Genomic DNA, 22,403 nt, shown 5'->3' with positions numbered 1-22,403 from the left:
CACGGTTGCGCCGCTCCGGGCGAGGCCTGCAAGTTAATCCGCTTACCCAGCCAGCGGACTGCTCAACGAGAGAGGATTGATTGGGTCGTATTCGACGGCAGTACAGCCGATCGCGTATCCTGGCGGAGCGTCCCATGACCTGCGAACGGAGACCGCCGATGCGGGTGGCACCGGCTGTCTGCTGCTCAGGAGGCCCAGCTCTGAGGCTCGTGAAGCCGGCGTCGGGGTTCGATCCCAAGCTTGCATCGGAGGAGGTAGAGATTAGGATATCGCGTGCCAGATCATGCATCGGTTTGACTTTTGAGCTTATTTTAGGGCATGGAATACGAACTGGGTCAAAGGTGGCTTGATCCAAAGGGGGCACGAAGATGTCGTATACCGTAAACACACTTCGGACGATGACTCGCTCGTGCGAGATGATGCGCGATCGAGTTAAGTCCGTCGTGTTCAAACCCGAGGATCGGAAGGTTCTGGACCTCACCTTCGGACCGACCGCAGCAGCGGAACTGGTCGGACGCACGCCCGAGGCGCTTGCAAAGGCTGAGAAGGAAGGAAGGCTCGCTCCTCCAAAGCAGCTTGGCAATGGACGTCGCTATTATACGCTCGAAGATCTGACTACCATTCGTGAAACGCTGCACATCCATCCCGGCAAGGCTGCAGATGAAGACGCCGTAGTGGTCGCTGTGCAGAACTTCAAAGGCGGCGTAGGTAAAAGCACGATCACGAAGCATTTTGCGGATTATCTGGCGCTCCATGGATACAGCGTTCTCGTCATCGACTGCGACCCGCAAGCTTCGACTACCACAATGTTCGACATTCAGCCGGAGACTCTCTTCGATGAGGAGAAGACCCTAGGTAACTTTTTGTCACCGCGAAGCACCTTTGATGACTTCCGCCAAGCCATCCATGCGACCGCATGGCCGACGATCAAGATCGTTCCATCCAGCTTGGGGCTTCAAGATGCCGAGTGGGACCTAACCGCTACGTTGCGTGAAGGCGGTCAGGCTGTCCGTGAGGGGTTGCAACGACTGCGCATCGGCATCCAAAGCATCATCAGAGACTTCGATGTTATCGTACTCGATCCACCGCCGGCTATGGGCTTTTTGGGCTTGAATGTGATGGCCGCCGCAACCGGTCTCCTAGTCCCTGTTCCAGCGCGACAGCTCGATTATTTGTCGACAATCCATTTTATGGATACGATTGCAGACAACATCGAGATTCTTGAAGAGAATGGTACACCTGTTGATTACGGCTTTATTCGGGTGGTTTGCTCGACTTACACACCAAGTAAGCCCGGCGAGGCCGATATGTGGAAGATGATGCAGGCGACCTACGCGAACTTCCTCTTGAGCCAACCCATCTTGGCCTCCGAGGAGATCAAGAACGCCACTCAGGCATTCCGCTCGATTTACGAGAGCAAGCCGTCCGCTGCACATGCGACCTATCAGCGGTGCCGTGACAATCTCGATTCCGTGTTCAACGAGGTTCTTCAACAAATTCGCGAGCAGTGGCCGTCTCAAAGCATTTCGAAGCGCGCCAATGACACCGTCGCGAGTGTCGCAGCATGAGCCGGCGTTCTCTGATCGGTGAAGCACTTGCGGCGCCAGCGCCCGAGCGCGCACCCGAGGTCGAAGTAACACAAAGCGGAGCGGCGCGCACGTTCACTGCGCGCCGGCTTGAGGGCTTCACAGAAGCTGCTCGAATGGTGAAGCGTCCGACGATTCGGCTAAAGCCTTCGGAGTGTTCGATCTGGCCGGGAAATGCGCGCGACTATGCGCTGCTCACCGAAGATCGTGTTCGGAGCCTAATTGATTCAATTCAGGCGGAGAATGGCAACCGAATCCCCGTCGTCGTTCGTCGCACGAAGAACGCTGCTCTCGAATATGAGCTGGTCATAGGTACGCGGCGCCACTGGGCGATTTCCTGGCTAAATGCCAACCATTATCCTGACATCGAGTTGGTGGCGATCATCGAGGATCTCGACGATGAAGCCGCCTTCAGGCTTGCTGACATCGAAAATCGCGAGCGCGAGGACATCTCCGATCTCGAGCGGGGTATGAATTACAAGGCGGCCGTTGAAGCTTATTACGATGGCGTCCAAGCCCGCCTCGCAGATCGCGTGAAGCTCTCCAAGTCGATGTTGTCTCGTTATATTGGCCTCACCGAGATCCCCCAATCGATCGTCAGTGCGTTCAGTTCGCCGATGGACCTGCAGGTTCGCCATGGCGACAAGCTCCTTCCCGCCATTCGCAATTCAGCGCTCCGTGAGAAGATGGAAGCAGCCGCGAAGGAGATTGCCGCCGAGCAGAGCTTTCGGCAATCCGGCGATGAGGAACCGATCAGCGGCGCCGATGTCGTGGCCCGTCTCGTTAAGGCGACGACGAGCCGCACCGGCCGGGTACAGAAGACCTCGATAGAGGCGAAAGGATCGACGATCGGTCAGGTCGACCGCGATAGGGCCCGAGGGCTCACGATCACAATCAATCCCACGGATCTATCTCCGGACGACATCCTTGAGGCACTGAGGCCCCTAATCGAGAGGGCTAAAATTTTGAAGAGGTCTGGTCGGTAATGACGGTCGTATCCGCCTGGGAATTCAGTAGTCTCGCCACTCTGAAAAACCTCGATTATGCTCGTAATTTCAATAACTTAGCGCCTTTGTCCCGCGCGTGGGACATGGCATGACGAACCCAAATATGGAGACATCGCCTACCATGGTCGGCGGACGCCGCGTCCAGTTTGAAATGTTTTTCACGCTCCCCGATTTCAGCGATATTTCTTTGCGAGATTACCAGGAGACGATGCAGCGCCCCTTCTTCAGCCTGTCGAAGAAGAAGCGCCTGAAGCCAATCGAATATGTGAGTCCGGATAAGCAGGTTACAGTCCATGTCTCTGCCAACCCAGAATACGGGATGGCTACCATTTGGGACGCTGACATAATGATCTATCTCGCGTCTCACTTGAACGAGCTGCGCGAGCGGGGCGAAAATGATCTCTCGCCTACGATCCGACTCCAGCCCGGCGACCTTCTAAAACGGATCTGCTGGGGAGTCAGCGGTCGAGCCTATGAGCGGCTGATCGGTGCTCTCGATCGCCTTCAGGCGACGACGATTAAAACTAACATTCGAGCCAATTCCAAAACCCGCGAGACAACGTTCTCATGGATTGATAGTTACACTCATCTAGTCGACGAACGGACACAGCGATCGCTGGGGATGGAGATCACATTATCGAAGTGGTTCTTCGACGGGGTCATGGATAGGCGAAACGTTCTCGCTATCTCCCCTCTCTATTTCGAAATCACAAGCGGTTTGGGGAAATGGCTATACCGGGCCAGCCGCAAACACGCCGGCGGGAACGGTGCCGAAGGATTTACAATCGGCTTTGAAACGTTGCATCAAAAGAGTGGCAGTGAAAGCTCCCTTCCCTCATTCAAGAACAAGATTCTCGAACTCGCGCGTGCCAACACTCTGCCTGAGATCAGTCTGGAAGTAATCGGCGCCGAAACGCCGCGCCCCAAACTCAAGATGGTAATGCGTCGCTATTTGGAGGGCCATCAGGAACTCGCGCCCCGCAACCGGAGTCGCCTCCCCTCCCCTGCTCGCTCGCCAACGAGCACTAGGTCCCCTGCCCCCGTCAACCAGACACCTAAGCAGCCAGCAGAAGTTGTGGCTCAGGAAATCGTTGATCCAAGCCTAACGCGCAAGCTGGTTCAGCGCGTGATTTCTGGCTTTAAGGTTGTCGAGCCCCAGCCCAGTAGCGACCCGCATGATCTGAGCTACGCCGCAGCCGCTGCATCGACACCGAAACGCCGCGGTGGGCGGGCTCATGAGGTTCTTGATCCCGAAACCTATACGGCGATCAAAGCTGAATGCCCCGGTTGGGACTTGGACGTCCTGATCAAGCAATTTGATGCGTTCCTAAATAGTAATCCTGGCGAAATGCCGAGAAATTATTCGAAACGCTTTTATGGGTTCATGAAGAAGCATCACGAGCGCAACAAATATAATCTTCCGGGTTTCTGAGGCTCGAGAGCTATCAAGCGGGCGGCGCCTCTTGAAAATCGCGGTCGCGGCGAAGATCCAAAACGTGTTGCCCGCTGTACGCTGTGGCGCCACGTAAACCGGAGTCTGCCCGCGACATATAAGCCTTGGCCCCTTCAAAGACTGGTATGGCGTTTCATTGCTCCCTTCATTGAACGAAGATGCCGGAGTGAAACGCAGCAACGCTCACCAGTCGTAGCAAGAGTGCCGATAAGTCTACGCCGAGGTAAAGTTCGATTTTTTTAGGCATCTACCTCGAGGAATGTACGGCCAGCTGGGCCTCTGCCTCCCGTCGCACTGAAACTCGATCATTGGTAATGTTGCTTCGGAATCTTCCAATCATGAGGCAAGGAACTGGTCAGCCTCATCCTCATGCATCTTGATGATCTTTCGCTAAGACGAGCTGCGTCCATCCTGCCATCGTGTTTTCAGGAATCGACATTTGGCAGCGGTTATCGCAACAATTAGATCAAATTCGGGCTCGGTCCTCACGTAGCTTTAACGACGAGCGGGCAGCTCAGATGATTCCTAAAACACGTCGGCTTCAGGAAAACGTCGCCACCTCTGCGGCGCTGTTCGTCGGCAGTGGTGTCTGGGATGAAGAGGACGAGAGCAACATGGTCTTAGCAGTCCTTGTAAGGGTAGGGCGGCCGAAGCCGCATTCCCAATACCACGACGACATGCGCGGACCACATTCCCGATAACACGCTCAAATTTGATCAACCCGGCCGATACGAAATTTTGGTTTGGGCTCGATCGCTGAAAAGCAAATCGAAACACTAACCGTCCTATCCGAATAGGCGTCGAAAGGCTGACCCACCTGCAATTATCCACCGCCCAAAAAGACGAACGTGCTATCAGACATGAGGCGTCGTGTTTTTAGAATCTCAGCAGCGTGCTATCAGACTTGGATCAGCGTGTTATTAGATTCTATCCACAGTTCACGAATCGCCGGTTTTCCATCGTTTCTCAGCGCCGCACGCGTCGTTAACCTTCTAACTTTAAGGTATAACACATTAACGCCTACGCCTGCGGCGGATTGTGAAATTTTCGTTTTAGGGAAGAGAGAGGAAAGTACTCCATTTAAGGCTAGACCACCGGCAGGCGCAGCCACTCTCTGAGTGACCATGCGAAGAGTTCATCTCCACGAAACTCCAAGGGGACAGCTGTCGGAGGCGAGGGAACCATCTAAAGCGCGCATAGTCTTCGCGCACAATCTCCTCTGCTTCAGGCCCGCCGCGGTGCCCACACGGGTCGAGTGACACTAATTGTCCTCTCGCGTGCTCGGTTGAGGGGCTGCTGAAAGGGCTCGTCGTTAATGCACTGAAGGCGGGGAGTATCGACAACTCGTCGTTGACGTTTGGTAGCACATGCCAATGAGCACGACTGAAATGCTCTGTTGCACAATTCATTGTATCTCCGCGGCTCGCCTGGCCGATCGCCCACTCGGGGCGAAGGGGCATGGATCAGCAAAGTCCGAAGTCACGCCCTTAGATCTGTCGGGAAACGACGCAATCATGGCTGCCGAGCACCACTCTAGGTGAACAAAGCGTGAAATGCTCCTAAACTGCTCTCAGAAGCCCGTAGAGCGTCATCGCGGTTGCCCGATACCGAACCCTGTCCGCGGACCATTTTCCCTCTCACGCAGGCTCTGAGAAGCTCGCATTTTCGCCCTCGTCCGTCCAAATATCGCCATCGAACGGGCCGCTGCGCGATCCGGCGGGGGCAGGGGAGGGGGCGCTCACCGGAATCGCATAAGAGCGATAGCTCGCCTGTCCGCTGCGCTCAACCAGCAGACCTTCATCGACGGCAAGGGTCAGCAGCTTGATCGCCCCGGCCGAGGTTAGATCCAGCTGCCGCGCGACCGCGGCGCTGGTCACCGCCGGCCGCGCCATCGCAAACAGGATCACCTCCTTCAACCGGCCCAAGCGCCGCCGCCGCGCCAGAACACCCGCCGCGCGCTGGGCATAGCCACGCAGCCGTATCTCGGTCTCGCAATGCGCTTCGGCACCGGCGCGGATCGCGGCTAGCCAGAGCCGATCGAGCGCGGCGCCGCGCGCCACCTTCCATGAGGCCCCGCCGTGCTGCAGCCCGAGCGCGGTCAGCCCGCCGATCGACCCTGTCCAGCGCCCCGGACCCCAGCGGTCGCCGATCAGCAGGCTGGCGACGACGTCGCCCTTCCCCAGCGGCGCATTCTGTCGCCACAATGCCGCGATGCGTGCCGCGTGGAGCAAAGGCGGGGCAGGGGGGAGCGCTGCGCACGCCGCTTGCCAGCGGGCGATCGCCGCCAGCCCATCCTCCCGATCGCGCACCAACGGAGCATCACCGGCAAGCCAGGCGAGCAGCCCGGCAGGGTCACCGCGCAGCGTGGCGAGGGTGACCGGCGCGCCGATCGCGGCTTTCCAGTGGGTGAGGTCATAGGCGCTGGTCTGCACGCGGCCGCGGCTATCGACGCGGAGCGCGTCTGCGGCCAGGTCGCAGGCATCGATCGCCGCCAGCGCCTGACGCTCGGTCCACGCCATGCGCGCGCGCCAGGGCCGGCGCACCGGGCTTAGCCGCAGCCGCTCCTCGATACGGACCAGCGCCGCCTGGGCTGCGGCATAAGCGACAAGATCGGGCAGGGGAGGGGAGGAAGTCATAGCCATCTGAGTGCCCCAAAAAGGAGAATTGCTCTCCTCTATGAATTACACAGAATGTCGATATTATCTACCTTCGGCAACCTGTTATTCAACTCGAAGCATCCTAAAGAAAGCGGCGAAGGGTAGTTATCTCTATGAACATGTGATAAGTGCAGTTATCACAGAAACCGATTTGACGGACGACTCCCTGACCCGCTAGAAGCGCGGCCGAGGAGCGGCGCGCATCGTGGACGAAGAAGCGGACGAGGGAGGGCAGCCAAGCGGCCTGGCGGCGGCGATCGACCTGCCTGTGGAGAAAGAGCCGAGCGATCTTGCGCAAGCGGTGCTGCTGATGCGCGCCGGTGAGCGCATCACCCTCAACGAGGATCTGATCGCCGCTTTTCAGGCGGCGTCCTCGCCGCACAGCATCCGCGCGCTGAAGTCCGATCTTGAAGCTTTCGATCTCTGGTGCCGGCGCACCGGCCGGATCGCGCTGCCCGCAACGCCCGAGACGGTGGCCGATTATTGCGAGGCGCGGGCAGGGCTGGGCGCGCGGCCCGCCTCGCTCGCGCGCTATCGCGCGTCGATCGCCAAGCTGCACCAGCTGCTCGACCTCAAGGACCCGACCCAAGCGCCGTTGGTCAAACTGCGCTTGCGCGCGATCCGGCGCGAGAAGGGGATCGCGCAGCGCCAGGCGCGGCCGCTGCGCTTCAAGGGGCCGGTCCGCGATGTCGTGTCCGACGCGCCGCGGGGCTTGAACATCCGCGCGCTGCTCGACAGCGGGGGCGACACGCTCCCCGAACTGCGTGACCGCGCCTTGCTCTCCACCGCCTATGACACCGGGCTGCGCGCGTCCGAACTGGTCGCGATCGAATGGGGGCACATCCTGGAGGCGACCGATCCCGAAGCGGGACTGCTGCTTGTCCCACGCACCAAGGGCGATGTCGAAGGGGAGGGGGCCACCGCGTTCCTGAGCCCGCGGAGCATGCGCGCGATTCGCGCCTGGCTGGAGGCGGCAGGCATTGAAGACGGCCCGCTGTTCCGCCGGGTGCAGGTGCGGAAGTTGAAGGAACGCCCGGCGGTGCCGGGCGAGCCGGTGGGGCGGATTGACGCGAACGGCAAGCTGGTGCTGACCCGACTGCCGGGCAGGCCGGCGCAGCCGGCGCGCATTGTCTATGATGTTGGGGCGGCGGCCCTGCACGCCGGCTCGATCGGGCCGCTCTACCGCGCAATGATCCAGCGCGCGTTTGATCGAGGAGCATTTCCGGACCTCACTGCGGATGATCTGGCGCGGCTGCTCCAAGGGGTCAGCGCCCACTCGACGCGGGTGGGGCTCAACCAGGATCTGTTCGTCAGTGGCGAGGATCTCGCCGGCATCATGGATGCGCTGCGCTGGAAAAGCGCCCGTATGCCACTGGCGTATAACCGCAATTTGGCGGCCGAACAGGGAGCGGCGGGGCGGTTGATGCGAAAACTGGGGGCATAGACGATGGGTTGCCAGCCATCTCCACTAAGCCGATGCCACCGTGCCGACGAGGAGGGCGGTCGCTGACTGGAACGCTCACTGGCTCGCCTTCCGAAGTGGCCTATGCTATTGTCATAGGCCAAGGAGATACCATGAACGCCGAGCGCCACGTCAAATTGTTCAAAAATGGCCGCAGCCAGGCGGTCCGCATTCCGCGCGAGTTTGAACTGCCGGGCGAGGACGCGATCATCCGCAAGGAAGGGCAGCGGTTGATCATCGAACCCGCGGCCGTCCTGTCGCTGGCTGCCTATCTCGCAACCCTGCAGCCGATCGAGGAGGATTTTGGCCCGATCGACGATCTCCCCGCGGACGATGTCGATTTCTGATCATGTATCTTCTCGACACCAATATCTTGTCGAACCTGGTCCGGCATCCCCAAGGTGTAATCGGTGCGCGGATCACAGCGCTACCGGCTGATGCCGTCGCCACGAGCATTATCGTTGCCAGCGAATTGCGCTTTGGCGCTGAACGGCGCGGTTCCGAGCGGCTGACCACGCAGCTTGAGGGCATCCTCCAACGTCTTCCCGTGCTGCCGCTGGCTGATAACGCAGACCGCCACTACGGCGCGTTGCGCGCAGCGCTTGAGCGCAACGGCACCCCAATCGGGGCGAACGACATGTTCATCGCGGCGCATGCGCTCGCGCTCGATGCCACGCTGGTGACGGACAATATCCGTGAATTCAACCGTGTTCCGGGCCTCAGGGTGGAGAATTGGCTTCGCGAAAGATAAGCGCCTGAAGTGACGCGATTTTAGTGCCTCAGCCCCGATAGAGCGGCAGGCCAGAATCGGTAAAGCTGGGACTTTTTGCTCGGTCCGCTTCAGAGCACGCAATAGCAATAGCTGCCATTCCTGGCCTTGATTGCTGCCATATCCCATTGTCCTGGTGAATTGAAAGGCGGCATGATGGCCCGTATTGACCATTATTGAATATGCCTGGTTTCCGAAAGCCCCTACAGCGGCTGACTGCGATTAAGGGCCGATCAGGCATCTCATCGAGCAAAGGATGCTAGCAAGGGTATTCTGTTCGATACCGCGACAACCTGCCCGATCGTATTACGACCCTCGTGTGCTTATGCCTCATCCAGCCAGTATCTGGATGCCGTAAGAAACTGGCCCGCTTCCCGCTGCATCTGGTCAGACCGCCTTGATGGCGCGCGTAGCTGCTGTCATTCATCGCTTATGAAACAAGATTCCGAGGGATCATCAAATGGCGCGAAGACACGGAGAGTTGGTCGGCCCCGCCGATTAAGCATCGATCAGGTGCTCGACGCAGGTCTTGCGCTGGGCCTTGATGGGTTGACGATGGGAGCCGTCGCAGACCGGCTTGGCGTAACCATCACGGTTCTCTATGGCTATGTCGCTAATAGGGAGGAGCTGGTCCGCCTTGCTGCTGCCCGTGCGGCGCAGCAACATGATTTCCCAGGCGACTGCGGACAGCATTGGACGCTCTATGCTGCCAGCCATGCGGTTACGCTCTTCGAATTGCTCACTGGCCCAGGACAGTTGGTCTCACAATATTTGACGGGCGGGATGGGACCAGAGGTGGAGCTTGATCGTGCCGAAGCGTGGCTGGAAGGGATGACCAAGCGCGGTTTCCACCCTCGGGAAGCACTTCTTCTTCAACGCCAGATGGGAGAGATCGTGATTGGTGGCGCGGTGAGTGTATGGCACCTCCGCTCGTTTGAAGCAGCCGGCACGGATTTCGGGAAGGCTGCGGCGCGCGCCTTTGCTGCGCGGGACGAAACGGCGCTTCCCTTGTTGCGGTCGGAACAGGCAAGCTTTAGCGATCGGCGACCAGTATGGGCGCACACCTTCGCCCAGCTGCTGGAGTCCGTCGCGCTGAATAGAGGCGAGGAGTTCGACAGGCAGGCAGTGATGCACGCGCTGGCGCAGGATCCGCCCGGCTGATTGCGGCGAGCCTGCGATGCGAAGGCCGACACGGACCGGCCTTCGCCTTCGTTCAGGCAGCGAGCTGCTGTTGATGCGGACCGGGCGCCTCGGCCGGATAGATGCGCGGCGATCCGGTATCATAGACGTTCGTGAGCAGCTGGATGAAGCCCTGATCGTGGATGGGATCTGACGGAACCTCGAAGCTGTGGCCGCGTGCGCGCAAATCCTTGATGAACGTATCGAACACCTGATCGTGCGTCAGGTCGTCGGTATGTTCCATGACCATCTTCAGTTCAGCATAGTCCATGAAGATTTCCGCCGCCCAATGCAGCATCAGGCGCATCTCCTGCGCGGGCACCTTTTGAATTACCTCGCCGCCGGTGGTGATCTGCCATCCGTCCGCAACATCGGGATCGGCGCCAAACAGCGATTCAAGCGCCAATCCCTTCGGCATGCGCTGGTCGATCGGACCATTGGCTTCAGCGCGATGGAACATCATCTCATTCTCGACGACGCCGCCGCGATTCCACATCGGGGCCGCGACGCGCGCCGGTTCGGCGAACTGCCCGTTGGGCCAATAGGTGAAGCCGCCGCCGATCGTGCCCTTGTAGAACCACGTGACGATTTGCGCCCGCTTAGACTGCCACTTTTGGAAAAGGCCTGACTTGCCCATCGTATTGAGCATGTAAAGGGGCGTGTTGCGCAGATTGATGCCCCTGAAGGTCGTGCCGTCGACGTGCGCGGGATCATGGCTCTGGCAAGCGCCGTTGATGTTGAAGAGCATGTTGTCCGGGCTGGCATAGTCCGCCTTCCAGTAGCCACGCACCATGTCCAGGAACTTTTGATTGAGGAAACAGTCCTCGATCTCCGGATACAGGCAGGAGCCATATTTGGCGAGAGTGCCGCGGAAGTTGGGAGTCAGGAACATGTCGAAGGTGGGCGTGACACCTTCAGGAAGGGCACCCGCCAACGTCGCCACCACTTCCTCGGCAGAGGAAAAATGCTGCGCCAGAATCATTTCCCACGGACCCTTCTCGCGGACGAGACGCACGATGCGATCGTGCTGGTCGTGGTTATAAACTGCATCGACGATACGAGGTTCTGCAACCGGGCGAATCACGGTCGGCGTCTGGTCAGGCATGCTACTCTCCGTAAACTTTCCGGCGATCATAACAGCCGTGCAGGTCAAGGCCAACGATTTTCGTAATAATTTCGATAATTGGCTTGAGGCGCGTCTTACCCCTTGATACGGTCCCGCCAAACGCTCCCGGGAGCCGCGGCTCGACGGGATGGATAATGTCGGGCGTGGTAGGGATGTGAATGGTGCGGCTTTATCTCGATCATCTTTCCCTGGTGGATCTGACGGCGAGCGAATTTGTGCGAGTCGCCGCAGAACTGGGATGCGCTGGCGTCGGACTTTATATCAGCCCGGTGTCGATGGGACCGGCGTTGGACCTGACGACGGATCACGCCGCCCGTCGCGAACTCATCGACGCTATCCAAGCCAGCAGGCTCGCCGTCGGCATCATTGAGCCATGCCTGTTGCGCGAAGATCCCGATTGGCCGCTGCTCGAGCGAACGGTCGCCTTAGCCGCTGAATTGGGGGGAGGCGTCAACTGCATCGGGTTCGACCCGGAAGTGTCGCGCCTGCATGACTCGATCGGGCGGCTCGCCGTGATGGCAGCTTCGGCGAATATTCCGGTCACCGTGGAATCCTTCACCTTGTCCACCTTGCGCACGCCCGCCGACGCGCTGACCGCAGCGCGGGCCGCGGGAGGCAACGTCCGGCTGACATTCGATGCGCTTCACGTCATGCGCTCAGGCTGCGGTTGGGCCGACGTCGCCGCCCTGCCACCCGAGATGATCGCCCATGTCCAATTGAATGACGGACCCATCGTAGCGCCCGAAGACAGGTTTGACGAAGCGGTCCATGGGCGATTGCCCCCAGGCCAGGGTGAATTCGATCTCGCCGGTTTGCTGGCCGTCCTTCCGCCGACCGCGCGAATAGCCATCGAAGCGCCGTTCCGCGCGCCTGCTGGATTGTCGCCGCTGGAACGCGGCCGCATCCTTCTCGAGAGCACCGCGCGTCTCTTCGCCACAGAATTGAATTGAAGGAGCAGGAAATGACTATTGAGCAGGAAAAATTCTCCGGCGGCGTAGCCGTTATCACGGGCGCCGGTGCGGGAATCGGCTCCGGGATTGCCCGCCGGGCGGGCGAAGTGGGGATGACGGTCGTCGTGACCGACATTTCGGCTGAGCGCGCCGAACAGGTTGCCGAGGAAATTCGCGGCGCGGGCGGCAAGGCAGATGCGATGACCGTGGATGTGTCGAAACCCGCCGAGCTTGATCGGCTGGCCAATGAGGTTTTCGAGAAATATGGAAGCGTCCGGCTGCTCGTCAACAATGCAGGCATAGAGACGATCGGTTACGCCTGGGAGATCCCGGTGGAACGCTGGGAAGCGACGCTCAACATCAACATCCATGGCGTGATCCACGGCGTGCGCGCCTTCGTGCCGCACATGATCAAGGCCGGGCAGGAAGCGTGGGTCGCGAATCTGGCGTCGATCGGGTCGTTCGGCATCATGCCGGTCCAAACCGCCTATATGGTGACCAAGCATGCAGTGCAGTCATTCAGCGAATGCTTGTACCTGGAAATGGAACTGGCCAAGCTGCCGATCCACGTCAGTTCGATCATCCCTGGGCAGGTCAAGACCAGCATCTTCGATGCGGACGCGGGCAAGGACGAGCCGACCAGCACGGCGCGCCACCGCCAGATAATGCACGACATCATGAAGGCCGGCGGGATGGACCTCGCCGCCGCTTCACAGGTCATTCTGGAGCAGGTCGCGCAAAACAAGTTCTGGGTGTCGACCCAGCCGGAAATGACCGAAGCGCTGATCGAAGGGCGGATCGCGTTCCTGCGCGATCAGGCTCCGCCCAGCCTGCACGAGAGCGCCCGCCAGCTTCTCGAAGCCTGAGACCGGGGTTGCAGTAAGACGCAGCACAGCCACCGCTCATTTAGGGAGTGAGCATGTCAGAAAACACCATCTGCCGACGTCTGAGGGACAAAGTGGCCATTGTGGCTGGCGCCAGCCGGGGGATCGGCGCGGTCACGGCGTTACGGCTGGCATCCGAAGGAGCGTCCGTGGTTGTCGCCGCTCCTCCCGGTGAAGCGGAAGGGATCGCGGCGGTGGTCGAACAGGCTCTCGCGGCGGGCGGCAAGGCGGTTGGCGCGACTTTCGATGCAGCAGACGATGCTTCCTTCGCCGCGCTTGTGGCGCAGGCGGAACAGGCATTTGGCGGCGTCGACATTTTCCACGCCAACTTCGCCGACCAAAGCATCATCTTCGATGACACGAACGCCATCGAGGCGAGCGAGGCGGTGCTGGAACGGACGATCGATGTCAACTTGAAAGGCATGGCGCGCGCAACCCGACATGCCTTGCCACGGCTGCTCGCGCGTGGTGGCGGGGCGATGATCTACAGTTCATCGGCCGCCGCGACCATGGGCGACGTCGACCGGCCCTATTATGCCATGGCGAAGGCGGGGATCGGCGCGCTGGTCCGCCATGTCGCCAATCGGTGGGGACCAGAGGGAATACGCGCCAACGCGATCCTTCCCGGCTACATCATGACGCCCGCGGTGCTGAAAACCCTGCCGGAAGCCATGGCCGAGGATATGCGGCGCAAGACGCCCGCATCGCGGCTGGGCAAAAGCGAGGATATCGCGGCGATGGTCGCCATGTTGTCGTCAGCCGACGGCGAATGGATCAACGGGCAGATGATTTCCGTGGATGGCGGACTGACCATGCGTTGACCATGGCCACTATACCGAGATCAGGATAACCCATTCTTTAGGAGAGTAACAATGCGGTCGCTGTGCCTTGACCACCTGTCGCTTTATGACGTCACCGCGCTCGAACTGATTGAAGTGGCCGCAGAACTGGGCTGCGATGCGGTCAGCCTGTTCGTGACGCCGACGCCGCTTGGCCCCTACCGTGACCTTACGACCGACAAGGCGGCAAAAGCCGAAGTGTTGGCGGCACTGCGCGATACCGGGCTTGCGGTCGGTATTGTCGAGCCTTTCATGCTGGAGCCGCATACGGACTGGGACTTGTTGGAACGATCGGCTGCGCTGGCTGCGGAATTAAACGGCACGGTGAACGCCCTGTGCTTCGATGAGGAATCGGAGCGGCTACGGGCATCCTTCGGCCGCCTGGCGGAGATTGCGCGGACCGCAGGGGCCAGGATGGCGATCGAGGGATTCACCCTGTCCACCGTGCGCACGCCTGCGGATGCGCTGGCGATGGCTGACACGGTGGGGCAGGAGATCGGCCTCACGATCGACACGCTGCACATCATCCGGACCGGCGGCAGCTGGGCGGACCTCGCCACCTTGCCGCAAGACCGCATTTTCCATGTCCAGATCAACGATGGTCCCCGCGAAGCGCCCTCTGACCTTCGGGCCGAGGCGACGGTTGCGAGGCTGCCTCCTGGCCAGGGCGAGTTCGACATCGCCAGCTTCATTCCGCTTGTGCCTTCAAGTGCGCTTTTGGCGGTCGAGGCGCCGTTTCGTGCGCCCACCGGCATGACGCCGCTGGAACGGGCGCGGACCATGGTTGAAGCGACGCGCGCGCTGATGGCGTGATTATTTGCCCGGGCTGAATTGCGGCCGGCACGACAGGAGCAGTGCATGACGATCAAAACCGAAACACTTCACTATCGCGGCGACGAAATCGATATGGAGGCGACGCTCTATATCGATGATGCCGCTGACGGCCAGCGGGCGGGCGTGCTGTTATATCCAGAGGCGCTTGGTCCTGGACCGAACGTCCATGACCGCGCGCGCAGGTTGGCGGAAGCTGGATATGCAGCGCTGGTCTGCGACCTCCATGGCGGCGCGCGCCTGTGCGAGGACATGTCGGAAATCATGGCTTTGATAAAGGCGCTCAGCGAGCGACCGGAGCGGACGCGCGATCGCGCGCGCGGCGCGTTGGAGGCGCTATCTGCGCATGAGCGGGTGGATGCGGCGCGCATCGCCGCGACCGGCTATTGCTTCGGCGGCACGATGGCTCTCGAGCTCGGACGTTCGGGCGCGCCGGTCCGCGCGATCATCGGCTTTCACAGCGGCCTTGCCACCGTCGCGCCGCAGGACGCGGCGAACATCAAGGCGAAGGTGCTGGTATGTATCGGCGCCGACGATCCGGCAATACCGCCGGAGCAAAGAGCTGCGTTCGAGACGGAGATGCGCGATGGCGGCGCGGACTGGTCGATGCACCTCTACGGCGACGTCGTGCACAGCTTCACCAACCCGGCGGCGGCCGATATGGGCATGCCTGATTTCGCGCGCTACGATGCGGCTGCGGACAGGGGATCCTGGGCTGCGATGATGGCGCTGTTCGCTGAAACCCTTGGCTGACGCTGGCAGGAAGGCACTCGCAGCAGCAGCATTTGGATCAGAGTGGTTTGTTGATTTGAAAAGGCGGGGCGGCTCCTCACCGCCCCCAATTTAACTGGCGCGGTTCAATATGGCGCCGCAGCGTGATAATCCTTCCCGTCGAGGAGCTCGTAAATCCTCACCACAGCCTCGTCCGGCTTCTCACCGCGAAACTCTGCCGGGCCCGGGGTGTCAGGAAAACTGACCTTGTGTTTCGACATGTCGAGCTTTCTTGACGCCTCAAGTGCGGAAAGGCCTTGTCTCTTGAAAGACGCGACCTGTTCATAGAGATCGAGCAAGTACATCTGATAAGCAGTAATCTTTAACTTGGCTGCATCACCTGAGATGGTAGGACCATGACCGGCGACCACCGTTTCGAAGTCAAGCTCCTTGAGCACTTGGAGGGATTGGACATACTCAGCAGGATAAGCGTCCCCCCAGAAGCCGCAGCAAGTCTTTAGATTCTCGAAGAAGTCTCCCGTGGCGACAATGCCTTCCTTGGGCAAGAAAATGAGCAGATCACCGGCAGTATGGGCCCTTCCCGGAAAGATCACCTGAATTTCGCGGCCTGCACGATAAAGGGTCAGCTTGTCCTTGACCGCTATCGTCGGAGGCGTCTCGACCTCTTCCGCCACGCTCCGGTTGGACGCGGTGATCTCTGCTAAAGATTTCTGCCACTTTGCTTTTTTAGTTGGGTCAGATTCGGCCGCAATCGATTTCTTCAGGCCATCGGTCCACTGCTGTATCAAGCCGTTCGGGCCGAGGATTGTCTGCGCGGTACGGCCTTTGAGGGAATCGTGACTCAGTTGATGATGAGTGAAGACGCTTCCAATAATCTCTGCGTCACCGAACACTTCGTTGCCGCCGACATGATCGAAGTGGAAATGTGTGTTGATGACATAGCGGATCGGCTTCGACGTGACCGTCTTGATATCTGCTACAAGCTGCTTGGCGCTTCGCGGATCATTGTGACTATCAACGATCAACACGTCATCTTGATTAACGATCACCAACGTATTGCTATTGATATGTGCTTCAGTCGGCTCGAATAGGTAGATGTCTTTAGCGATCTTTTGAACATGATGAGATTTCGGTTCAGCGGCATGTGCTCCTGCGCTCATTGTCGTGAGTGCGGCCAAGCCAATGGCAAACATACGCATTATTTTCCCATCTCCTATAAAGATTATCACAGGGGCTCCTGCCTCCTGTTTAGCCCTCAACGAACTGATCCAAATGACGATTTCATCGTTGCCAAAGCAGTCTTGGCAATAAATCGAACAGGAAAGATCAAATAACTCACCGAAGCGAGCGTCTGGCAGCTCGAGATTTCTAGCTGTCTATCTTTTTCCTTGCCGCAAGCCAAGTAACGAAAAGTCGAACCCGTCGCCTTCTACGGGTTCATGATAGCTGTGCAAGTGGCGAAAAGCAGGGTTGCAGTTTCTGTTATGCTGGTATTCATAAATTGTGCCTTCCTCGATGGCATCGATTGGCTCATCTTCCTGTGGACAATGTGGCGCTTAGACAACGGCGTTCGATGTGTGGCGTGTGTTTTGGGTCAGCCAAGACCGAACGAAGTCAAAAAGATGCCAACCGGCCAAAAATCAGTCCCGATAAAAGGGGCGCTCATCATAGGGAGAGGCTTTTCATGACTAGACAATATCGTGTCGCTTTGCTTGCAAGCATCGCGTCAGCGGCATTCGTTACGCCAGCCATGGCGCAGGACGCGGCGGCATCCGCTACTGAACAGGCATCGCTTCCGAATGGCGTGCTCGGGGACATCGTGGTCACGGCGCAACGCCGCTCTGAACGAGCGCAAGACGTGCCGATCGTGATCAGCGCCTTTTCGGCCGAGACCCTGGATAAACTGAATATCAGCGAGCCGCAGGATCTTTACGGTAACGTTCCGTCCCTCGTCGTCGGCACCCAGGGGCAGGGGAGCCGCGATGTGCAGAGTTATTCCATTCGCGGACAATCCACCGGCTTTCTCGCTCTTCCGTCCGTCGCAAGCTATTTGAGCGAAGTGCCGCTCATCGCCTCGATCAGCCTCAGCCTCCAGGGTGGCCCGGGTCTGTTCGTCGACCTTGCCAACGTGCAGGTGCTGTCCGGCCCTCAAGGCACCCTGTTCGGCCGCAATACCACAGGTGGCGCAGTGCTCTTCACGCCACAGCGCCCGACAGAGCGCTTCGAAGGCTATGTCCAGGGCAGCTTCGGCAACTACAATCTGCGCAGCTTCGAAGGCGCGCTCAACGTGCCGATCATCGAGGACAAGCTCGCGATCCGTGTCGCTGGCGCCTATTACGATCGCCGCGGTTTCACGCATGATCTTGTCTGGGACAAGTGGCGCGACGACCAGCACTGGTACACGGGGCGTCTTGGTATTTTGATGACCCCGACTGAATCGATTACAAACTATCTGATGGTGTACGGCTCCCGGTCAAATACGAACGGCGCTGGCTACATCAATCGCGGATTCCGCTTGCCGTCTGTTGCCGCTCCCTGCAACGACGCTGTTCGCGCACCCAATCCCGCATCATGCGATGTCTATCGCCGTCAAACGGCGATCGCCAATCAGATCGGCCCGCGCGCTAACCGCCAGGACGTCGATGGCTATGCCAAGATCGACACTTGGGGCGCGATCAACACGACCGATTTGGAGCTGAATGACGAACTGACGCTGCGCAACATCGTCAGTTATCAGAAGTTGAAGTCGGACTACGCAGTCGATCAGGACGGAACGCCGCTGCAGGCTTATCAGAACAGCCAGAGCGCGAATTTCCCCAGCTTCCCTGTTCCTGGTCTGTCAGACGAATTCGGCATTGCGCCCACCGGCTACACCAATGCGGTGAATGCTGGCGGTCCCCGCGATTATCCGGAGCAGTTCACGGAAGAGCTGCAACTTCAGGGCAAAATGCTGGATGGGCACCTCAACTTCACAGCCGGTGGCTTCTACATCAATACGAAGCCGGCCGGTATATGGCGTGCGGCGGCGGTGCAGTTCTGCGCGCCGCAGAATACCGGAAATTCCATTTTGTGCCCTGGCAGCCGCGTTCGCATCGGCGTAACCAACCGATCGAAGGCCTTGTATTCGCAAGCCACCCTGGATTTCGGCGCTTTCTCCGAAGCGCTCGAAAGCTTACGCTTGACAGCTGGCTACCGTTACACTTGGGATACGACAAAGGGCTTTAGCGGATCAGGCACTCCGTTGGCAGATGGCACCTTCCGTTGTGGGATTGGCGGACCGGCCCAGCCCACGCTCGAAGATTGCGAATATGACGCAACGCTCAAGACCAGCGCACCGACTTGGACAGCTGGCCTGGATTATCGGCCGGTGCGCAACCTAATGCTTTACGGCAAGGTGACGCGCGGATACAAAGCGGGCGGCTTCAATACTACCGCTGTCAACGAACAGTTCCAAACCTTCCAGCCGGAAAAACTGACCAGCTACGAAGTGGGCTTCAAATCCGACTGGCGGCTCGGTTCGGTGCCGGGCCGGTTGAACGTCACCTATTATTATTCCGACTACAGCAACATTCAACGTCCCGGTACGGACTTCAACCCAACCACCTTCGCCGGGGGCGCCAAGATTTTGGCTGCGAAGGCGACGATCCAGGGTTTCGAAGCTGAAGCTTCCTTCCGGCCATTCCCCGGGCTGGAGATCGGCGGCACGGTCAGCCATACCGACGCTGATTACAAGGAGTTCAACTACACCTCCCTGTTCGGCGACTTCACCTGCGTACCCGGCGGGGGTTTTGCTCGAGTTGGACCGGGTGGGGCGGTCGATGCGCGTTGCATGCCCTTCCAGTTCGTCACTCCATGGATATACAACATCCGCGCCAATGCAGAAATTCCGATTGCTCCGCACATGGGCGACCTGAATTTCATGGTCACTTATTCGCACTTCGCGCCGCAGGCCACGGCGCCGGCGGGTGATCCGTCGTTCGAACCGGGCTCGGTGCTCGAGGCCTATGGTTTGCTCAACGCCTCGCTCGACTGGCGGAATGTCGCGGAAAGTGGCGTCGATGTCGGGGTGTTCGTAAACAACGCCACGAACAAGCTGTATAGGGTCGGCAACTCCAACAGCTATAACGGCTTGGGCATCTTCTCCAGCCTCTACGGCGAGCCTCGCATGTATGGGGTGAAGCTGCGCTACCGCTTTGGAGGGAAGTGAAATCGCGGACCTGGCGGAGCGTTGCCTTCGCCGGGTCAGGCTTGTGGCGTCTGTCCCCGTTGGCAATGGGGACGGGCAGTCGTGGTAAGCTATATGCGGAAATCAGATTCGGAAATGTCGCCTAAGTGCAGCAGGTGCGCTAAAAATTGAGAGAGGACCGCCCATGCCAAAAGATATTGCTTCAACATTTCTGCCGGTCGCCCCCCCGGTCATTGTTGACGACCTCTACACGGAAGATCAGCACCGGCGTATGCTCGGCGTCGCTCGTCGTGAAGGCCCATGGGATCTAATTCTAGCACAATATTTCTCTTCGCCGGAAGAAGTCATTGCCACTACCACTGGTGCACCGGTTGAGGGATTCAAGCCCACTTGGGACATGTTTATGAACCCGGTGTTTCGCGGATATTTTGCTCGTGATGGCGTGAACTATTTTCCTGAACTGGATGACTGCTTTTATAATCCGAAGTTTCTAAATCTCGTTCGAGGATATTGGAACACTCCTTATGTGGAGTGCGACCAGCTGATGTGCAACATGCAAGGTCCTGCTGGTTCCGGCGGGGCCCCGCATGTTGACGGAACGCAGTTCCGTGGTCTTTATGCCCACAATGCGCCTACTTGGCTGCTGAACACCATGGCGAAATCTGGACTTTTCCGTCGCTGGCAGGCCAAGAAGGCACAGGTCATTGCATGGTATTATCAGGGCGAGATCGGCGGTGGGTTCCACTATTGGCCCAATGGTCCACGTGAAGATCCTGTCTGCCTAGAGGCTCCCATGTGGGGCCGCGGTGTCGTCGTTGAAAACGAGATGATGTTCCACACGGCGCAAGGTTGCGGTCCGGTCGACCAACGTCGGCCAGCAGGTCTGGCCATCCACTCGAAAATATCGGCCGACCCCGAGACGTCCGATGGCTGGCGGATCATGACCGATGACAAGGTGGTGGCAAAGATTCCGGCCAATGAGTTCCGCCTGCTGTTGCACTGGGGAGCGACGGTCTACAGCGACCTTGCTGAACTGAAGTTGGCGCGTGACCACAGCGACGACATCACTGTCGACATGGCATTCGACATATTTGTGAGCGATCTGCGTGCTCGTGGCGAAATTTTCGACATGCCGACGGATCCGGTGCGCGATACTAACTTCATCAATCTACTCAGCCGCGTGTATGACATCGGCAAGCCAAAAAATGTGCCAGAAGATCCGGTCGCGCCGCGATTGGTCGCCTGATGAGCGACTTGGCATGAAAACTGTCTTGGTTTGGCAACTGGCCATACCTGCGGCCTGAAGTCATGATGCCTCGCCGCAAGGGCGTCGCCCGGTTCAACATGCTCGACGATTGGGCACCGTAAAGCGATAAGTACCGGGCGATAATTGTTTCAACCGCTGCCCGAAGCCCGTCTTTCTCATAAGAACAAGGTTAGTTCATGACAGCCCAAAGCTTTGCCTTCACCAAACTCGTCGTCGCCGATCTCGCCGCGGCTGAACGGTTCTACATTCAGACGCTTGGCCTTTCGCGGCTGACTTATATCGAGTGGGGCGAGGGTCCGGGACAATTGGAGGAAGTGGTTCTCGTCGTACCGAATGGCGGCCCAGGCAGCCCGCAACTGAACCTGATCCGTTATCCCAACAAGCCCATGCCCGCGCCTGGTGAAACAGTGATCGGTTTCATGGTAAGTGACGTTGAGGCGATTGTGGCGGCGTTCATCGAGGCTGGCGGACGCATCACCGTGCCTGTCGTGGAAATGTCAGAGCATCGGCTCAAGCTGGCTTATGCGACCGATCTCGACGGACACATAATCGAGGTGCTCCAGGCGCTGTGATACTGATGGCAGCGCTGTCGCTAGAAACGAAGAGCGTGCGTCTCGGCTTCGGTTTGGCGTCGAAGATACTCGTCACATCTTGAGTCGGAGAGGTTCTAAAGATGGTCGAACATGCAGAAACCGCGGTAATAGCGAGAGATTGGCACGACCGCAGCTTGCCGCTGCCTGACAGCGATGAGCTGCGGGAAGCGCTGGATAGCGCGAATATCCACACGTTGCTGATGGTCTATGTGCATCTCACGCACGATGCGGTGATGCTGGACATCTTCGGTAACTACATCAAGCCGCCATTCGCGGTTCCCGGGACCGAGATACCGGACGAATATGCCCAGGAATTGCGATCGAAGCTGCTGCATGTCCTGACGACGCCGGGCGCCGCGCGGGAAGATGATCCTTCCGAACAGCTGATGCAGCGGATGATGAGCGTCGGCGTGGGTGAGGAAGTCGCCGACGAATTCCTGCCGCTGCTCTTCGACCAGATCGGTTTCAAGCTGCCCAAGCCCCGCAAGGAAATCGAAGGCCGCACGCCGCCGCAGGCAGGCTTCAAGGTGCTGGTCATCGGCGCGGGCATGACGGGCCTCGCGGCCTCGCTGAAGCTGGAAGAGGCTGGCTACGAGCATATCGTCATCGAGAAGAATCCCGAGGTCGGCGGTACATGGTATGAAAACCGCTATCCCGGCGTCGGCGTCGACACGCCGAGCCACTTCTATTCCTACTCCTTCGAAATCACGCCGGAATGGACGCACTATCATCCCAAGGGCGTGGACATGCAGAAATATCTGCTGCACGTCGCCGACAAATACGACCTGCGCCGCAACATCCGCTTCAACACCGAAGTGGTCGCCCTGCGCTATGACGATGCCGAAGCCGTCTGGAATGTGACGGTGCGCGGCAAGGATGGCA

The 22,403-nt window shown here is 59.1% G+C and carries 19 protein-coding genes; 16 read left to right on the top strand and 3 right to left on the bottom strand.

What is annotated here, in order from left to right:
- Nucleotides 1-368: 368 nt before the first annotated feature.
- The 3 genes from NCHOL11_RS17000 (at nt 369) to NCHOL11_RS16990 (ending at nt 4,025) form a co-directional block, all read left to right on the top strand.
- On the top strand, nt 369-1,568 hold the full coding sequence (locus NCHOL11_RS17000) for an AAA family ATPase (RefSeq protein ID WP_217991118.1): 1,200 nt from the start codon (nt 369-371) through the stop codon (nt 1,566-1,568).
- Nucleotides 1,565-2,572: a ParB/RepB/Spo0J family partition protein gene (locus tag NCHOL11_RS16995; RefSeq protein WP_097093779.1), complete on the top strand. Its 1,008-nt coding sequence runs from the start codon at nt 1,565-1,567 to the stop codon at nt 2,570-2,572. The genes NCHOL11_RS17000 and NCHOL11_RS16995 overlap by 4 nt, the downstream gene beginning before the upstream one ends.
- A gap of 109 nt (nt 2,573-2,681) precedes the next feature.
- Nucleotides 2,682-4,025 carry a replication initiator protein A gene (locus NCHOL11_RS16990; RefSeq protein WP_097093778.1) on the top strand — a complete coding sequence of 448 codons (1,344 nt, stop codon included), beginning with the start codon at nt 2,682-2,684 and terminating at the stop codon, nt 4,023-4,025.
- A gap of 1,658 nt (nt 4,026-5,683) precedes the next feature.
- Here the strand turns inward: NCHOL11_RS16990 and NCHOL11_RS16985 are convergent.
- Complete coding sequence (locus tag NCHOL11_RS16985) at nt 5,684-6,688, bottom strand: hypothetical protein (protein ID WP_097093777.1); 1,005 nt, start codon at nt 6,686-6,688, stop codon at nt 5,684-5,686.
- A 217-nt stretch (nt 6,689-6,905) separates the two neighbouring features.
- Between NCHOL11_RS16985 and NCHOL11_RS16980 the strand changes: the two genes are divergently transcribed.
- From NCHOL11_RS16980 to NCHOL11_RS16965, 4 genes are all read left to right on the top strand, one after another.
- The gene (locus tag NCHOL11_RS16980; protein WP_441339510.1) at nt 6,906-8,147 is read left to right on the top strand and encodes a site-specific integrase; all 1,242 of its coding nucleotides are present in this window, start codon (nt 6,906-6,908) and stop codon (nt 8,145-8,147) included.
- Nucleotides 8,148-8,278: 131 nt separating this feature from the next.
- Nucleotides 8,279-8,512, top strand: a complete 234-nt coding sequence (locus tag NCHOL11_RS16975; RefSeq protein ID WP_097093776.1) for an antitoxin — start codon at nt 8,279-8,281, stop codon at nt 8,510-8,512.
- Between the two features lie 2 nt (nt 8,513-8,514).
- Complete coding sequence (locus tag NCHOL11_RS16970; RefSeq protein ID WP_097093775.1) at nt 8,515-8,916, top strand: type II toxin-antitoxin system VapC family toxin; 402 nt, start codon at nt 8,515-8,517, stop codon at nt 8,914-8,916.
- A 450-nt stretch (nt 8,917-9,366) separates the two neighbouring features.
- Nucleotides 9,367-10,095, top strand: coding sequence for a TetR/AcrR family transcriptional regulator (locus NCHOL11_RS16965; RefSeq protein WP_141397906.1), 729 nt, complete (start codon nt 9,367-9,369; stop codon nt 10,093-10,095).
- 52 nt (nt 10,096-10,147) lie between these two features.
- Here NCHOL11_RS16965 and NCHOL11_RS16960 read toward each other — a convergent pair whose 3' ends face one another.
- A complete protein-coding gene (locus NCHOL11_RS16960) occupies nt 10,148-11,338 on the bottom strand; it encodes a hypothetical protein (RefSeq protein ID WP_255254892.1) in 1,191 nt (396 codons plus the stop codon).
- A 59-nt stretch (nt 11,339-11,397) separates the two neighbouring features.
- Here NCHOL11_RS16960 and NCHOL11_RS16955 point away from each other — a divergent pair, with 59 nt between their 5' ends.
- From NCHOL11_RS16955 to NCHOL11_RS16935, 5 genes are read left to right on the top strand one after another with little or no spacing between them, the layout of a single operon-like run.
- Complete coding sequence (locus NCHOL11_RS16955) at nt 11,398-12,189, top strand: sugar phosphate isomerase/epimerase family protein (protein WP_097093773.1); 792 nt, start codon at nt 11,398-11,400, stop codon at nt 12,187-12,189.
- An 11-nt stretch (nt 12,190-12,200) separates the two neighbouring features.
- Nucleotides 12,201-13,055: an SDR family NAD(P)-dependent oxidoreductase gene (locus tag NCHOL11_RS16950; RefSeq protein ID WP_097093796.1), complete on the top strand. Its 855-nt coding sequence runs from the start codon at nt 12,201-12,203 to the stop codon at nt 13,053-13,055.
- A 53-nt stretch (nt 13,056-13,108) separates the two neighbouring features.
- On the top strand, nt 13,109-13,894 hold the full coding sequence (locus NCHOL11_RS16945) for an SDR family NAD(P)-dependent oxidoreductase (protein ID WP_097093772.1): 786 nt from the start codon (nt 13,109-13,111) through the stop codon (nt 13,892-13,894).
- Nucleotides 13,895-13,945: 51 nt separating this feature from the next.
- On the top strand, nt 13,946-14,725 hold the full coding sequence (locus NCHOL11_RS16940; protein WP_097093771.1) for a sugar phosphate isomerase/epimerase family protein: 780 nt from the start codon (nt 13,946-13,948) through the stop codon (nt 14,723-14,725).
- Between the two features lie 45 nt (nt 14,726-14,770).
- Nucleotides 14,771-15,496 carry a dienelactone hydrolase family protein gene (locus NCHOL11_RS16935; protein WP_097093770.1) on the top strand — a complete coding sequence of 242 codons (726 nt, stop codon included), beginning with the start codon at nt 14,771-14,773 and terminating at the stop codon, nt 15,494-15,496.
- 104 nt (nt 15,497-15,600) lie between these two features.
- Here the strand turns inward: NCHOL11_RS16935 and NCHOL11_RS16930 are convergent, their stop codons facing one another.
- On the bottom strand, nt 15,601-16,674 hold the full coding sequence (locus tag NCHOL11_RS16930) for an MBL fold metallo-hydrolase (RefSeq protein WP_097093769.1): 1,074 nt from the start codon (nt 16,672-16,674) through the stop codon (nt 15,601-15,603).
- Nucleotides 16,675-17,225: 551 nt separating this feature from the next.
- On the opposite strand from NCHOL11_RS16930, the gene NCHOL11_RS16925 reads away from it, so the two are divergent.
- The 4 genes from NCHOL11_RS16925 to NCHOL11_RS16910 form a co-directional block, all read left to right on the top strand.
- On the top strand, nt 17,226-19,682 hold the full coding sequence (locus NCHOL11_RS16925) for a TonB-dependent receptor (protein WP_255254891.1): 2,457 nt from the start codon (nt 17,226-17,228) through the stop codon (nt 19,680-19,682).
- Nucleotides 19,683-19,845: 163 nt separating this feature from the next.
- Nucleotides 19,846-20,907: a hypothetical protein gene (locus tag NCHOL11_RS16920; RefSeq protein WP_097093767.1), complete on the top strand. Its 1,062-nt coding sequence runs from the start codon at nt 19,846-19,848 to the stop codon at nt 20,905-20,907.
- Nucleotides 20,908-21,104: 197 nt separating this feature from the next.
- On the top strand, nt 21,105-21,500 hold the full coding sequence (locus NCHOL11_RS16915; protein WP_097093766.1) for a VOC family protein: 396 nt from the start codon (nt 21,105-21,107) through the stop codon (nt 21,498-21,500).
- A 101-nt stretch (nt 21,501-21,601) separates the two neighbouring features.
- Nucleotides 21,602-22,403: NAD(P)-binding protein (locus tag NCHOL11_RS16910; RefSeq protein WP_141397911.1), on the top strand; the 802-nt coding region annotated here is incomplete at its 3' end.

Source organism: Novosphingobium sp. Chol11 (assembly GCF_900218065.1).
Lineage (GTDB): Bacteria > Pseudomonadota > Alphaproteobacteria > Sphingomonadales > Sphingomonadaceae > Sphingobium > Sphingobium agri.
The sequence above is the reverse complement of the archived record's forward strand: the minus strand, read 5'-3'. Positions and strand labels throughout refer to the sequence as shown.